The 14478-nt window shown below is 50.6% G+C and carries 12 protein-coding genes; 8 read left to right on the top strand and 4 right to left on the bottom strand.

Annotated elements, in window-relative coordinates; all coding sequences use genetic code 11:
- Nucleotides 1–62 precede the first annotated feature (62 nt).
- The 4 genes from rne to PSE6802_RS0121495 all read left to right on the top strand — a co-directional run bounded on the left by rne (nt 63) and on the right by PSE6802_RS0121495 (nt 4740).
- Nucleotides 63–2204 (top strand): ribonuclease E, encoded by a 2142-nt coding sequence (rne, locus tag PSE6802_RS0121480; protein WP_019502097.1) that lies wholly within the window; start codon nt 63–65, stop codon nt 2202–2204.
- Nucleotides 2205–2209: 5 nt separating this feature from the next.
- On the top strand, nt 2210–3295 hold the full coding sequence (locus PSE6802_RS0121485) for an NAD(P)/FAD-dependent oxidoreductase (protein WP_019502098.1): 1086 nt from the start codon (nt 2210–2212) through the stop codon (nt 3293–3295).
- Between the two features lie 101 nt (nt 3296–3396).
- Entirely contained in the window at nt 3397–4071 is a 675-nt protein-coding gene (locus tag PSE6802_RS0121490; RefSeq protein ID WP_019502099.1) for an ATP-dependent Clp protease proteolytic subunit, read from the top strand.
- Nucleotides 4072–4143: 72 nt separating this feature from the next.
- The gene (locus PSE6802_RS0121495; protein ID WP_019502100.1) at nt 4144–4740 is read left to right on the top strand and encodes an ATP-dependent Clp protease proteolytic subunit; all 597 of its coding nucleotides are present in this window, start codon (nt 4144–4146) and stop codon (nt 4738–4740) included.
- Between the two features lie 156 nt (nt 4741–4896).
- On the opposite strand, the gene PSE6802_RS29950 is transcribed toward PSE6802_RS0121495, so the two are convergent.
- Together PSE6802_RS29950 and sufR are read right to left on the bottom strand one after the other, a co-directional pair.
- Complete coding sequence (locus PSE6802_RS29950; RefSeq protein WP_071592312.1) at nt 4897–5268, bottom strand: hypothetical protein; 372 nt, start codon at nt 5266–5268, stop codon at nt 4897–4899.
- A 106-nt stretch (nt 5269–5374) separates the two neighbouring features.
- On the bottom strand, nt 5375–6046 hold the full coding sequence (sufR, locus tag PSE6802_RS0121505) for an iron-sulfur cluster biosynthesis transcriptional regulator SufR (protein WP_019502102.1): 672 nt from the start codon (nt 6044–6046) through the stop codon (nt 5375–5377).
- 257 nt (nt 6047–6303) lie between these two features.
- On the opposite strand from sufR, the gene sufB reads away from it, so the two are divergent.
- The 3 genes from sufB (at nt 6304) to PSE6802_RS0121520 (ending at nt 10457) form a co-directional block, all read left to right on the top strand.
- Nucleotides 6304–7743: a Fe-S cluster assembly protein SufB gene (gene sufB, locus PSE6802_RS0121510; protein ID WP_019502103.1), complete on the top strand. Its 1440-nt coding sequence runs from the start codon at nt 6304–6306 to the stop codon at nt 7741–7743.
- Nucleotides 7744–8079: 336 nt separating this feature from the next.
- A complete protein-coding gene (locus PSE6802_RS0121515) occupies nt 8080–9048 on the top strand; it encodes a protochlorophyllide reductase (RefSeq protein WP_026103459.1) in 969 nt (322 codons plus the stop codon).
- A gap of 209 nt (nt 9049–9257) precedes the next feature.
- Nucleotides 9258–10457 carry a DNA double-strand break repair nuclease NurA gene (locus tag PSE6802_RS0121520; RefSeq protein ID WP_019502105.1) on the top strand — a complete coding sequence of 400 codons (1200 nt, stop codon included), beginning with the start codon at nt 9258–9260 and terminating at the stop codon, nt 10455–10457.
- An 81-nt stretch (nt 10458–10538) separates the two neighbouring features.
- On the opposite strand, the gene PSE6802_RS0121525 is transcribed toward PSE6802_RS0121520, so the two are convergent.
- A complete protein-coding gene (locus PSE6802_RS0121525) occupies nt 10539–12122 on the bottom strand; it encodes a leucyl aminopeptidase (RefSeq protein ID WP_019502106.1) in 1584 nt (527 codons plus the stop codon).
- 178 nt (nt 12123–12300) lie between these two features.
- Between PSE6802_RS0121525 and PSE6802_RS0121530 the strand changes: the two genes are divergently transcribed.
- Nucleotides 12301–12711, top strand: coding sequence for a DUF6335 family protein (locus PSE6802_RS0121530; RefSeq protein WP_019502107.1), 411 nt, complete (start codon nt 12301–12303; stop codon nt 12709–12711).
- A gap of 38 nt (nt 12712–12749) precedes the next feature.
- Here the strand turns inward: PSE6802_RS0121530 and PSE6802_RS0121535 are convergent, their stop codons facing one another.
- Nucleotides 12750–14081, bottom strand: a complete 1332-nt coding sequence (locus PSE6802_RS0121535) for a hypothetical protein (protein ID WP_019502108.1) — start codon at nt 14079–14081, stop codon at nt 12750–12752.
- Nucleotides 14082–14478 lie beyond the last annotated feature (397 nt).

Below are 14478 nucleotides of genomic sequence, written 5' to 3' on the forward strand. Positions count from 1 at the left end.
TCGTATACAGCACGGCATTCTTAGACTTAACCGACTGACCCAAAAATTTTTGAGGAAATTGAATGCCCAAGCAAATTATTATTGCTGAGCAGCATAGAATTGCTGCTGTATTTAGCGAAGATCAAATAGAAGAAATCATTGTTGCCACTGGCACCCATCAGGTTGGGGATATCTATATGGGTGTAGTGGAAAATATCTTAACCAGTATTGATGCTGCATTCGTCAATATTGGGGAAGGCGAACGTAATGGGTTTATTCACATCACCGATTTAGGGCCTTTGCGGCTCCGGCGCTCTGGTGGCACGATTAACGATCTCCTGGTACCGCAACAAAGGGTGCTGGTGCAGGTGATGAAAGAGCCAACGGGCAATAAAGGCCCTCGGCTGACGGGTAATATTTCTATGCCCGGTCGCTATGTCGTCCTCATGCCATTTGGACGGGGTGTCAACCTTTCGCGGCGGATCCGCAGCGAGAGCGAACGCAGTCGCTTGCGGGCATTGGCAATCTTGATCAAGCCCTCTGGCATGGGCTTGCTAGTGCGTACCGAAGCTGAGGATATGTCCGAAGATTCGATCGTCGAGGATTTAGATAATCTGCTCAAACAATGGGAATTTGTGCAGCAGGAATCTAGCAATACACGTTACCCAACTTTGCTAGATCGCGATCGCGACTTTATTCAGCGCGTACTGCGCGACGTTTACACCAGCGATGTGAACCGTATCGTTACGGACACCAGTGATGGGATGCGGCGGGTCAAGCAACATCTACTCAACTGGGGCGAAGGCAAAATTCCCACGGGTGTATTTATCGACCACCACCGCGAACGCTCCAATATTCTGGAATACTTCCGAGTTAGTGCTGCGATCCGCGAGGCTCTAAGACCGCGCGTAGATCTGCCCAGTGGCGGCTACATTATCATCCAGCCCACCGAAGCCCTCACCGTAATTGATGTTAATTCAGGCTCGTTTACGCGATCGCAGACTTCGCGCGAAACCGTACTGTGGACGAACTGCGAGGCCGCCACGGAAGTAGCGCGGCAAATGCGCCTGCGCAATATTGCTGGCGTGATCGTAGTTGACTTTATCGATATGGATTCGCGGCGCGATCAGCTACAACTCCTCGATCACTTTGATAAGGCACTGCGCGCCGATAAGTCGAGACCGCAAATCGCCCAGCTTACCGAATTAGGCCTAGTGGAGTTAACTCGTAAGCGTCAAGGACAAAGCATCTATGAATTATTTGGTCGTCCTTGTCCCACCTGTGGAGGGCTGGGACATTTGGTACATCTGCCCGGAGAGAGCGATCTGCAACCAGCAGAAGTAAGCGCTCGACAATGGGAAAGTCGATTTGCGTTTAAACCTGAAATCGACATTGACGATCGCAACTACAGTCTTAGTGGTGGCACGGAACCAAACTTAGCCAATCATCCCAGCTATCAGGAGCGCAGCAATAGCTCTCGCAAACGCAGACGCAACCTGCCACCTGGCAGAGAACCCAGCAGAGAGGCTGGGAGGGAGTCCATTCGAGAGGCCGGTAGAGACTCAGGTAGAGAACGAGAGAGTAGGGAAAGAGATAGAGACGATCGCGATCGGGAAAGATCGGTTGGTACATCGCTGGAGGGGCGAGGTTCTCGCCACGAGCTACGGGATGCCAGTGCCCGTGTCATGCCATCTCCTAAGCTAGCTAGTGGAACTGCCACAGCTACAGCCGCAGATGTAGACGTGCCGACCGAACCTGCGCCAGCGATCGAACGTAGCGGTAAGCGGGAAGTGCCTCGGCCTAAGTTGGAACCACCCGAGATCGTAACTGTGGAGATGACTTTAGAAGAGCAAGAAGTTTACGCGCAAATGGGTATTTCTCCTTTAGTCTTTATAGGCAAAGAAGTTAAAGACCCGCGCAACACGATTGTCTCTGTGGTACTGCCCGGAGAATCTCCCAAAACTTTACCTACTTTGCCTGTAGCAATTCCAGCTAATAGCACGGAACCCGCCATTGAGGAAGTTGACTCAGAAATAATTTCAGGTAGGTTTGACTCACAGCCCGATTTTCCCGATCTATCCGAAGCCCAAGTAGTGGAAGTACCTGCGATCTCGACAGAATCAATTCCTGATGCCAATGAATCTAAACTAGAACTAATCGAAGAACCCGTTCACAAATCACCGGAAGCTTCCCGCCGCCGCCGCCGGACTTCTTCTGTTTCTTAGGGTAGATGACTTGCAAAAATCGGGTTGTAGTAGTTGGCTGCGGCGTTATAGGGGCGACGATCGCCTACGAATTAAGCCGTTTATCTCTGCCGGTACAGGTAATTGAGGCGCGATCGCAGCCTGGCATGGGTGCGACAGGTGCAGCTTTAGGCGTGCTAATGGCAGCTTGCGCCCAGAAACCGGATGGCGATCTGGTCGCGTTGCGACTGGCAAGTTTGAGGCGTTACGATCGCCTGATCGCCGCTCTAATTACAGAGACTGGCTGGGATATCCCCTACAATCGGGCTGGGATCCTGTCCATCTATGCTGACCCCGATGCCCAGGCAAAATGGTCGCCGACCATTCTGGCTCGACAGGCACAGGGTTTTAGTTTAAAGTGGCTCGATCGCTCGGCACTGCGATCTCAGTATCCTCTGCTCGCTGCCGAGGGCGGCACGTATAGCGAGAGCGATCGCGCCCTTAATCCCGCTAAATTAGTGCAGGCGCTGGTACAAGCCGCGCAGCAAAATGGCGCAAAGTTTATTTTTAGTTCCCCGGTAGAAAGGTTGAGCGATCTGCCGGATGCCGATTGGATCGTAATTACAGCGGGCTTAGGCTCCGATCGGTTGCTGGATAGTCTGAATCTGGGCAACGATGAGCCTTTATTAATGCCCGTGGGCGGTCAAGCGATCGAGATCTATTTACCTGGCCTGGATGTAGCTCAAGTAATCCATGCCGTCGATCTCAACGGCAGCGACATTAATATTGTCCCGCTTGGGCAAGACCGCTATTGGGTAGGGGCAACGGTGGAATTCGACCCTCAAGATCTCCCAAGAGAGGCAAACGTGGCAAAATTACTGGCAACCGCCAGCCAGTTTTGCCCGCTGATGCAACAGGCAAAGGTTTTGCAAACTTGGGCTGGCGATCGCCCTCGCCCCAGAAAGGCGCGATCGCCGATTCTTGGCTTTGTCCCAGGTCATCCAAATGTGCTGGTTGCGATCGGACACTATCGTAATGGCATTCTCATGGCTCCGATTTCAGCGCAGATTATTTGCGATCTAATCGTGGGTGGGGATAGCGATCTACCCTGGCGTGGTTGCGCGGTTGTTTAACGCAGCAATGGTATAGACGGCTATTACTACCGATAAAATCCGCATACAAGCAAAATCCCTGTGATAATCTAGCAGTAACCAGGTTCACCAATTGTTAATCTATGAATCAAACATACAGATCTGGGCATCAGGCCGTACAAGCAGGCTATTACGGCGATATGGGCTATCGTACCTATCCACCCGACTTGCAGTCCTTGTTGCTTAAGGAACGCATCGTCTATATTGGTATGCCCCTAGTCGCAGCCGTAACGGAGCTAATTGTCGCCGAGCTGCTGTATCTCCAGTACGACGATCCCGAAAAGCCTATATACATATACATCAACTCTACAGGTACGTCGCGAGAAGATGGTGAGCCGGTAGGTTATGAAACTGAAGCCTTCGCAATTTGCGACACCATGCGCTACATCAAACCGCCGATCCACACGATCTGCATCGGTAACGCGGTAGGTGCCGCAGCGGTATTGCTTTCATCTGGGACAAAAGGGTGTCGCGCCAGCCTGCCCAATGCCACGATCGTGTTGCGGCAGCCCAAGAGCTACGCGCGCGGACAGGCAACGGATATCCAGATTCAGGCGAAGGAAGTAGTTGCCAACCGCGATACCATGCTACAGATCCTCTCGCGCAACACGGGGCAACCGACTGAAAAACTGGTAAAGGATATGGATCGGCTCTTCTACATGACCCCCCAGGATGCCAAGGAATATGGATTAATCGACAGAGTCCTGGAAAGCCGCAAGGATTTGCCCAAAGCCATTCCAGCAGGAGTTGGGGGTTAGGGGTTAGGGAACGCCCCCATCACCCACTCCCCCATCACTCACCCCCCATCACCCAACACAAAGGAGAAAACTATGCCAATTGGAGTACCAAGAGTTCCCTACAGAATGCCAGGATCGCAGTTCACCGACTGGATCAGCATCTACGATCGCCTCTATCGCGAGCGCATTATCTTTTTAGGCAGAGAAGTTGACGATGAAATTGCCAATCAAATTGTGGCGGTGATGCTCTATCTCGACTCCGAAGATCCAGACAAAGATATTCGCCTTTATATCAACTCACCTGGTGGCTCTGTCACGGCGGGGATGGCTATCTTCGATACAATGCAACATATCAAATCGGATGTCGCCACGATTTGCGTCGGTCTTGCCGCCTCAATGGGTTCGTTTCTGTTGATGGCGGGCACGAAAGGCAAGCGCTTTGCCCTACCGCACTCGCGCATTATGATCCACCAGCCTATGGGCGGTACCAGAGGACAGGCGACGGACATCGCGATCGAGGCGAAGGAGATTGCACGGGTGAAGCACATGCTCAACCAGGAGTATGCCAACCGCACGGGGCAGCCTCTAGAGAAGATCGAGCGCGATATGGATCGCGACTATTTCATGTCGGCGGAAGAAGCGATGCAATACGGTTTAATCGATCGCGTCATCGAAGAGCGCCCGGATTAAATTTTCTGGGGCGTAGGTTGGTAGGGACAGACATATAACTTTTATGTTTGTCCCTTTGCTTTTATAATGCCCACCCTATTAGGTTTGATATATAGCCGTAGACAGATCTGTTAGGACAGGGGGTGTGGGGGCTACGCCCCCAACCCCGTCCTAAGCCTATTTTTCCAACCTGACAGCCCGACCGCTGCTATCCGTGCGATACGTCCAGGTTTGATTACCATGACTCATCACAACTTGCCAACCCGGCACCAGTGCCATCGTGCAAAACTCATCCGGTTTTGCCAAACCCAAACACCCATCTTGCCAAGTCTGGGGACTCGAATCCTTTACCTTAAACAAACCAGGCGCGATCTTCGTCTTCTTCGCCAGATCCTGACGCACTGCGTTCGCCACTTGGGCGGGCAAGACTTTCTTAGGTGGTGGTGGCTGCGCGATCGCCGTACCGATTTGCGCTGGCATAACCAACCCCAACCACAACAAACTCGTACATAACAATCCAGGCAAAAGCTTAGAGATTTGATGTGACATAAGAGATTTCTCGTGGGGCTGATTGATGCAGGCATGGGGCTTAGGGCAGACATGGAAACACTGACCCTAACTCTACATTAGGGCAGACACGAAGGCACTGCCCCTACTAACTACTTTGAATCAAATAACCGCAACGGTGTTCCCCGTCCACCATCCAATGTGTGCGCTCTACCTTGCAACCCTCCAACGCCGCTGCAAACATCTCCAGCTCGTGCCCGCAGACACTCGGGAAAGTCTCGGCAATCTGCGCAATCGCGCAGTGATATTCCGTCAAAATATAACCGGATATATTGCCGCGATCGTCCTCCACTGGATACCACTCGGCAACGTAGCCCTCAGATTTGCGGATCTCTGCTAGATTTGCCACCCGCTCCTGCAAAGAACCCTTCCCAATGCGATCGCGATATTCCAGTGCCTTCCGCTGCCACTGCAACTGCAACACCTGTGCCACCTGCTCGCGCCCCATCGCCTCGCTCATCGTACTCAGCAGCGTCACCGCAAACTCGTTATAGTTAGCCGGAAAGCGATCGCGACCCTCAGAACTAAGTTTGTAAATATGCTGCGGTCGCCCCATGCTGGAGCTGCTAATTCCCTCGCCAGCCTTATGCTCGAGTTCGTGCTCGATCAGCCCCTCCGCTTCTAGATCCTTGAGATGGCGGCGGATGGCTTGCGGACTAATGCTAAAGCGATCGGCTAAATCCTGCGCCGTTGCATACTCGTGCTTGAGCAGGTATTGCAGAATGTCTTGCTTGGTGGAAGCCTGCTCGGTACTCTTCATGGGATCTAAATTAATGGGATCGACGGGAGCGACAAAACTAGTTGCAAATTAACTGCAAATTAGTCCAAAATTTATTTCGATCGCTTTGACAACTTACATGTTGTTAATGTAACCTAAAATGGTATTAAGAAACAAGTAGGTTGTTTTAGTAGGAACCGTTGAATTACTTCAATGGTACAGCATAAAAACGATCGAAATAGTAGGTCGAGATACCAAGCTTTAATTTATTAGAGAGAACATTAGGAGCCTAGTAACACATGACTGCAACCGTTCAGGCGCTAGTCAACCAGCCATACAAGTATGGGTTTGTAACTCAAATCGAGTCGGAAACCATACCCAAGGGGCTAAACGAAGATGTCATCAGGACGATCTCCGCCAAGAAGAACGAGCCTGCATTCATGCTGGAGTTTCGGCTTAAGGCATACCGTCAGTGGTTGAAAATGACCGAGCCAGAATGGGCGCATGTCTCCTACCCAAAAATTAACTACCAGGACATCACCTACTATTCCGCACCCAAGCAAGCCAAGCAAAAGCTGGAAAGCATTGACGATGTCGATCCAGAACTGCTGGCTACATTCGAGAAACTCGGCATTCCCCTATCAGAGCAAAAGCGCCTGTCTAACGTCGCAGTCGATGCAGTATTCGATAGCGTTTCCATTGCCACTACGTTTAAAAAAGATTTGGCTAAGGTCGGCGTAATTTTCTGCTCGATTTCGGAAGCCGTACACGAATATCCCGAATTGATCGAAAAATACCTCGGTAGCGTAGTACCGATCGCCGATAACTACTTTGCCGCCCTCAACTCAGCCGTATTCAGCGACGGCTCTTTCTGCTACATTCCCAAGGGCGTGCGCTGCCCTATGGATTTATCTACTTATTTTCGGATTAATAATGGCGATTCCGGCCAGTTCGAGCGCACGCTGATTATTGCCGAAGAAGGCAGTTATGTCAGCTATTTAGAAGGTTGCACGGCTCCCATGTTCGATACCAACCAACTACACGCCGCTGTAGTGGAACTAGTGGCTCTGGACAATGCCGAAATTAAGTACTCGACCGTACAAAATTGGTACGCTGGCGACAAAGATGGTAAAGGTGGCATTTATAACTTCGTTACCAAGCGCGGTTTATGTCAGGGTGTCAACTCCAAAATCTCCTGGACGCAAGTGGAAACTGGCTCCGCGATTACATGGAAATATCCGAGCTGCGTACTGGTTGGCGATAATTCCGTGGGCGAGTTTTATTCCGTAGCGCTTACTAATAACAAGCAACAGGCTGATACTGGCACCAAAATGGTACATATTGGCAAAAACACGCGCAGCAAAATCGTATCCAAGGGTATTTCCGCTGGGAATTCCCAAAACAGCTATCGCGGCTTAGTCAAAGTTGGGCCCAATGCTACGGGAGCGCGCAACTATTCCCAATGCGACTCCATGCTGATTGGCAGTAACTCGCAGGCGAATACATTCCCCTATATCCAGGTTCAAAATAACACCGCCAAAGTGGAGCACGAAGCCTCTACTTCAAAAATTGGCGAGGAACAGCTATTCTATTTCCAGCAACGCGGCATCTCCGTCGAAGACGCGATCTCGATGATGATTAGTGGTTTCTGTCGCGATGTATTTAATGCCTTGCCAATGGAATTTGCGGTAGAAGCCGATAAGCTCCTGGCACTGAAACTAGAAGGCAGTGTAGGCTAGCCTGGATTATTCACCAACCTGCGATCCCAAATCCTGTTTACTGACCTTACGTGTGAAGATCTTGGAACCCTCGTTCCAAACTTCTCTTCCTGAGGTCTGCGGTGTGCGTACAAGTCCGCCTGGAATGGGTTTGAGGATATTAGGCTAGTGAAAACGCTATAGCGATTGGCGGTCGGCGATCGGCGAAGAAATTTTGCAATTCAGATAGGAGTGTTATATAAACCGCAATCTACTGCGGCCATTGTTTTTATCTATCGATCTATTTGCGATCGATGGTTTGCTGTTGTGAGATCCTAGAAATCAATTAAAAATATTATTAATGGAGTCTTTAATAAAATGCCACAGAATCAGAAGCCAACAGTTGTAATTACAGGTGCTTCATCAGGGGTTGGCTTACAAGCTGCAAGAGCGCTAGCGCAGAGAGGATGGTATGTGGTAATGGCATGTCGGGATATGACAAAGGCAGAAAACGCCGCGCAGTCTGTCGGAATGTCATTAGGTACCTATGCAGTCATGCATCTCGATCTGGCTAGCCTGGACAGCGTGCGCGACTTTGTCAGTAAGTTTAGAGCTAACGGGAGATCGCTCGATGCTTTAGTCTGTAACGCTGCTGTCTATTTTCCCTTACTCAAAGAACCGCAGCGCAGCGTAGATGGTTACGAGCTGAGCGTTGCCACCAATCACCTCGGACATTTCCTACTGTGCAATCTGATGTTAGAGGATATGAAGAAGTCATCCCTTAAAGAGCCGCGCATGGTGATCCTGGGAACGGTAACGGCTAATCCGAAGGAATTGGGAGGAAAGATTCCCATCCCCGCACCACCCGATCTAGGCGATCTGAGCGGTATGGAGGCAGGGTTTAAAGAGCCAGTTACGATGATTGATGGCAAGCAGTTCAAATCGGGCAAAGCCTATAAGGATAGCAAGCTATGCAACGTGTTAACCATGCTCGAACTGCATCGGCGTTACCATGATTCGACTGGCATTACCTTCAGTTCTCTATATCCCGGCTGTGTTGCCACCACCGCCCTCTTCCGCAATCACTTTCCCTTATTCCGAACCATCTTCCCAATTTTCCAAAAGAACATTACCGGAGGATTTGTTTCTGAGGAAGTGGCAGGCGATCGCGTTGCCGACCTGGTAACCGAGCCGGAATTCAGCAAATCCGGTGCTTATTGGAGTTGGGGTAATCGTCAGAAGGAAGGTCGTCAGGCTTTCGAGCAAGAACTTTCTGACGAAGCCACTGATGTCAGCAAAGCGAAAAAGTTATGGGATCTAAGCGCTAGCCTGGTTGGGTTAGCCTAAGCTTCTCAAAACATAGGCGATCTGTAGGGGCAGGTTTAGCAAGAAATCTTCAATCTTTACTTACAGCGATCGAACAAAACCTGCCCCTAAGGCGATTTTTACCCGCAGGGATCGAACAAAACCTGTCTCTACGCCAATGGATTTTTGCCAAAAGAATGAATTTTGTGCAAGAATTAAGACTTTAAAGCCAGTTGTTTGGTAAGAGGGCTATGCTGGATTTGCTGAAAGTGGCGGGACAAATGCAAGGAATGTCAGCGCAACTGGCACGCGAGGCAAAAGCGATCGCTCTTAAGCTAGATTTAGCTCAGTCTCTATTTGAAGATGCCACTAGCAATCTAGAATTGCGACAACAGCAACTACAGGCATGGCGCGATCGCCTCGCGTTTAACTGTGCCGAACCGATGGAGTCCCTCGATACGAGGCACTCCATTACACCGTTCTCAGCACCGCATACGATTGTGGCAACCGATGGCTCCCAAATAGCACCAAGTCGCCACGAGATTGCCTACTGTTACCTGATTAACGTGGGTAGAGTGGCGCTCCACTATGGTTCCAGTATCTATCCGGTGCTCGACAACTTACCGGAGGTGTATTACAAACCCGAAGATCTCTATGGGGCAAGGCAATGGGGTATCCAAACTGAAGAGTGGATGACGCTCAAGCGCACTGTTGCTGAAGCGATCGCCCTCGCCGAGCTAGCCTGCGGACAAAAAGAGCGTTCGCCCATCTTCGGCCCCGTACTCGCACTCAGTGATGGTTCGCTCATCCATTGGTCCCTAGAGATGCTGCCACCGGAAGCCAGGGCAAAGATTCTGCCAGATATCCTGGCAGCGTGGGAGCGCTTGCGTCGCGATCGCATCCCTTTAGCTGGCTATATCAGCGCTCCGCGCAGCACTGAAGCGACCAACTTTTTGCGACTCCAGGCCTGTCCTTTCCCTCAGCCCGACTGCCATACCCACTGTAAGAGCGATGCCGAGCGAAACCTCGATCGCGCTCCCTGTAGCGTATTGCAGCCTCTCCGCGATGCTACGCTCTGGCAGCGTTTTCTCCAACCAGGTGAAGCCAGTCCGTTGTGGCGCAGCAGCGCTCGCATCCTGCAAGAATATGGCGACCATACTGTCTATTTCTGCTATCTCCATGTGGGAACGGAAATTGCCAGGGTAGAGATGCCGGAATGGACGGCTTTGGATGCCGAATTGAGATTGCAGGTACTCAGTCTGGTACTGGCCCAGATTCAAAAGGGATACGGCTATCCTGTCGCTCTCTCTGAAGCACACAATCAAGCGGTCGTGACGGGTAGCGATCGCCATCGCTTTTTTGCGATTCTGGAACGATCTCTGATCGATTCAGGTCTCAAAAACATCACGACTTCCTTCAAAGAAACCCGCAAGCGCAACAGCATTGCTTAAGCAACATTATCAACAGAAATTGGGGCAGGCACGGAGGCACCGCCCCGACAAAATTGGGATGCCCCAACCTCCAATCCCCACCTACCCAGCCATGCTCATAACCAGGTTAACAAGCGTACGCACGGGGTAGCCAGTACCGCCAGCGTTGATGTAGCCATTTTCTTTCTCCGTCCACACGGGGCCAGCAATATCGAGGTGCGCCCAGGCAGGGGTTTTATCCACAAATTTCTTGAGGAAGAGTGCCGCTGTAATCGAGCCGCCAGCGCGGGAGCCAGTGTTTTTGAAGTCAGCCACTACCGACTTCATTTGCTCGAAGTAGGGTTCTTCCAGTGGCATGCGCCAGAATTTCTCTCCAGCTTTCTGAGAAGCAGATTCGATTTGAGCGGCTAGTTCGTCACTATTAGACCAGAGTCCGGCAATGCTATCGCCCAATGCTACGACGCAGGCTCCAGTCAAAGTGGCAAGATCCACGATCGCGTCCACTCCGAGCTTATCGGCATAGACCAGTGCATCGGCGAGCGTCAGCCGTCCTTCTGCGTCGGTATTGTTGACTTCGATGGTTTTGCCATTGGAAGCGGTGAGAATGTCGCCGGGGTGGATTGCCTTGCCGCTGATCATATTTTCGCAGGCAGCGATGATGAAGTGAACTTCAATATCGTGGGGGCGAAGTTGGGCGATCGCCTGCGCTGCCCCAAGTGTAGCAGCAGCGCCACCCATATCCGTCTTCATCATTTCGATGCTGCTGCCAACGCCAGCTTTGATATTGAGGCCGCCAGAATCAAAGGTGATGCCTTTTCCAATAATTGCCAACTTGCGCTTGGGCGAGCCGTTGCCCTCTGTAGCCGATTTAGTTGGTGAGGAATAGGTGAGATGGATAAATTTAGGAGGCAGATCGGAGGCTTGAGATACACCCAAAAATGCACCCATACCCAGCGCGTCGCATTCCTCTTTTTCCAGAATTTTGACGCTCATGCAATCTTTGTATTCTGCCGCGATCGCGCTTGCAATTTCCGCCAGGGTAATTGGAGTGACGACGTTAGCTGGAGCTGAAACTAGCTCGCGTGCTGCGATCGCGCCACTGCATATTTTTTGGGCTGTCTCTAGGCCAGTTTGAGCGGCAGGCAAACTAAAACCAAGTAGATCGACTTGCTCTAATTTAGTTTCAGGTTTAGGTTCTTTACCTTCAGCTTTATCCTCCGATTTAGATTTAAAGCGCTTATCTTGATGAGCAGCCAGGAGAATTCCTTCCGCCAGGGCTTGAGCCGTCAGCGCTTCGTCCTGGTTGTATAAAGGTACGGATATGGCTAAACTCTGGCACTTAGACTGGGTTGCCCATTTGGCCGCTTGGGCGGCGGCTTTGCGCCAGGTATCTTCTGTTGCCTTGGCTGGCTCGCCTAAGCCCATCAAAAGTACCTTGCGAATTGTGGCGTTAGCCCCTACCCTACCACCGATCGTCGATCCGGCTTCTGCTTTAAATGCGGCCTCAGACACGAGTTCCTGTAGAGTTCCTGCTAGCTTATTGGCATCTAGTTCGAGCAAAGCGGTACTCAGTACGCTTGAAGTTTCTGTACTTTCCCCATCGGTTCGATCTTTTTGAAACAGGGCGATCGCTAAACCATCACCCGACCAGTCACCGACACTACTAGCTAACAAGTTGATATTCACAATTACGCAGCTTTGAGAATTTACCAAACCAGTATATATCACTACGAAGTCGTCTGAGGACGGGAGGTAGCATGCCGCACGTTGCATTAATGGTATAAAATTGGGGTAGAGGTAGCTCAGATGCTCGAGTAATACGAGCAGTTCTCCGATCCCAATGTTGGGGAGGAAGAGTAGGTTTATGGTAAAAAAAGTTGACAAGCAACCTGATGAATGGCAGGTTATCTCTGAAGAAAGTCTAGAAGCGATGGAATCAGCCAGATCTTCTTTGTGGCAAGGCTTGACAGATCGCGATACGGGATTGGGAAGAACGCCGCATAAGTTGCAAGATTTGGCGGATCGCGAGCGATCTCCTACAGCAGGTGATATCGATGCGGATCGCTACCTGTCCAAGGTGGTGGGTGAAGAAGCTGTTGGCGGCACGACACCTACACCCGACCAGAATGTGGTGGAAGAGTTAGCCGCTTCGGTTGGTATTGAAATCCCTGATAAATACACTTTGCATACTACTGCCATGCTGGAAGAGCGCGACTGCCATCGCTGGGAGCTGGAAGTCGAGTCTTCTGAGGATTACGACGAGCGCCTGGATTGATGTTTTCCTCTCGTTAAACAAGACCGAATCGAACTGATTTAAAGTTTGACGGTTTTGTTGACTACCAACTTCAAAGGCGTACCTTGGGGAATGTAATAAAACTGGGAACGGCGCATAACATTCTCGATCGCTTCTTTATTGCGATCTTTTACCTGTTCCGGCGAAGGTTGCGAAGCCGATGGGGTGGTCTCAGTATTATTGGGATTGTCGCTGTCTAAGGGATTGACGTTATTCGATTCCTTCGCAGAATTGGTAGTTTCCTTGCTGGAATTTGTTGGCTCCTCATCTCCATACTTTTGTCCTATCAGAGATGAGCCGTTGGTATCTAGGAATTTGATAGCTCCGGCGGGCAGATCGTACTCTTTGCCATCAATGAGAACGTTAACTGCCTCCAACTCCGCCTCACCCTTGGATGATAAAGTACGTACAATGGTTACCAACGTTGTATTGGCTGGTAACACTAACTTCCCACTTGGATTTTTGAGCGGTTCGTCGAGCCTAACAACGAATCTAGGACTGCTACTAGCGTTGCGATCGCCAGAGAAAACAGCAGCATTGACAAGAGTTGCTCTAGTACTCGCACCCGAGGTTAGAGTTTTGCCTAAGGTGTCTTTGGGTAGGTCTATGACAGTTTCCTGGCTAGATCGGGTGGAAGGTGCGGGTTTTTTGCCTTTGGCGATCGCGGGTCGATTTGGGGTATTTGTGGCATCGGTGGAGTCGGGAGGAGGTACTAAGGCATCTGGAATAGCGTCCGGCGGAATCGAAAAAGATATCGGCGGCAGTTGGGAAGGGGAAATTGTTTGTAATGGCTGCCCAGCTAAAGGAGGGGGGGCAGAGAGGCTGGTGGCTGGAGAAAATGCCGTATCGCTAGTCCAGGATTTCCCTAGCGTCATGCCGGGGAGGCTATTTTTAGAAATCTTCACGTCCTGTGCTTCTGGCACCCCAGACACATAGCCAAAGCTGACTAGTGAAATAATTTGATTTACTAGCGAACGAGGTCTGTTTGGATTTGACTGGTTGGGAGTAACCGTGGGGGCAACTAAATTTGTGGATGTTGGTCGGTTAGTTTGGGGCTGAGCTAGACGCAAAATTGCGAGGGCAATAAAAAATGTGCCTGCAAAGGAAACACCAAACAATAAAATTGCCGTAGCGATCGCGTTCGAGAAAATTCGAGCAGGCAGAAGCGTAAATTTAGATTTTGGAGATCTGGTCGCGCTATTTGCAGAGCTATTTGCAGATTTGGCGATCTCGTTCGCAGACGCAGTTCTTTCCGATGTTAACGTCCGATCTGCATTCTTTTCATTTACACCCTTATCCGTGGAAGAACTCAGTAAAGCCCCATTTTTATCAGTTAAAGTCTGGTCTTTCATCGCTCCACATCCCTATCTCAATAAGCCCTATCGGGCAAAAACCTTGCTAGTTTTCGAGTCTAACACAGATCGGATTTGAGCAAAATTACTTACTCGCTTGTCAAGACCTATAGCAATCCGCCATTATTTCTGTAATATAGCCATAGATAGATCTGTTAGGACAGGGGGTGTGGGGGCTGCGCCCCCACGCAGGGGTGAAACCCCTGCCCCCCGTCCTAAGCCTGTTGGCTATAGCTATACTTGAAGTCCGACTGCGCGGACTTTGTTTGTGTAGCCGCGACTTCCAGTTGCCAGGCAATATTAGGGGTAATCAATGCGGATTTGGTATAAGTTAGCGATCTCCGATCGCAATAAGTGCCCCTAGGATTTGGGGTGGGGGCAGGCCGAAATTCTACAG

Origin of the sequence: Pseudanabaena sp. PCC 6802 (assembly GCF_000332175.1) — a bacterium.
Classification (GTDB): domain Bacteria; phylum Cyanobacteriota; class Cyanobacteriia; order Pseudanabaenales; family Pseudanabaenaceae; genus PCC-6802.

Coding starts and splice junctions, on each gene's coding strand:
- rne (WP_019502097.1), top strand. CDS start 63: ATGCCCAAGCAAATTATTATTGCTGAGCAGCATAGAATTGCTGCTGTA.
- PSE6802_RS0121485 (WP_019502098.1), top strand. CDS start 2,210: ATGACTTGCAAAAATCGGGTTGTAGTAGTTGGCTGCGGCGTTATAGGG.
- PSE6802_RS0121490 (WP_019502099.1), top strand. CDS start 3,397: ATGAATCAAACATACAGATCTGGGCATCAGGCCGTACAAGCAGGCTAT.
- PSE6802_RS0121495 (WP_019502100.1), top strand. CDS start 4,144: ATGCCAATTGGAGTACCAAGAGTTCCCTACAGAATGCCAGGATCGCAG.
- PSE6802_RS29950 (WP_071592312.1), bottom strand. CDS start 5,268: ATGTCACATCAAATCTCTAAGCTTTTGCCTGGATTGTTATGTACGAGT.
- sufR (WP_019502102.1), bottom strand. CDS start 6,046: ATGAAGAGTACCGAGCAGGCTTCCACCAAGCAAGACATTCTGCAATAC.
- sufB (WP_019502103.1), top strand. CDS start 6,304: ATGACTGCAACCGTTCAGGCGCTAGTCAACCAGCCATACAAGTATGGG.
- PSE6802_RS0121515 (WP_026103459.1), top strand. CDS start 8,080: ATGCCACAGAATCAGAAGCCAACAGTTGTAATTACAGGTGCTTCATCA.
- PSE6802_RS0121520 (WP_019502105.1), top strand. CDS start 9,258: ATGCTGGATTTGCTGAAAGTGGCGGGACAAATGCAAGGAATGTCAGCG.
- PSE6802_RS0121530 (WP_019502107.1), top strand. CDS start 12,301: ATGGTAAAAAAAGTTGACAAGCAACCTGATGAATGGCAGGTTATCTCT.
- PSE6802_RS0121535 (WP_019502108.1), bottom strand. CDS start 14,081: ATGAAAGACCAGACTTTAACTGATAAAAATGGGGCTTTACTGAGTTCT.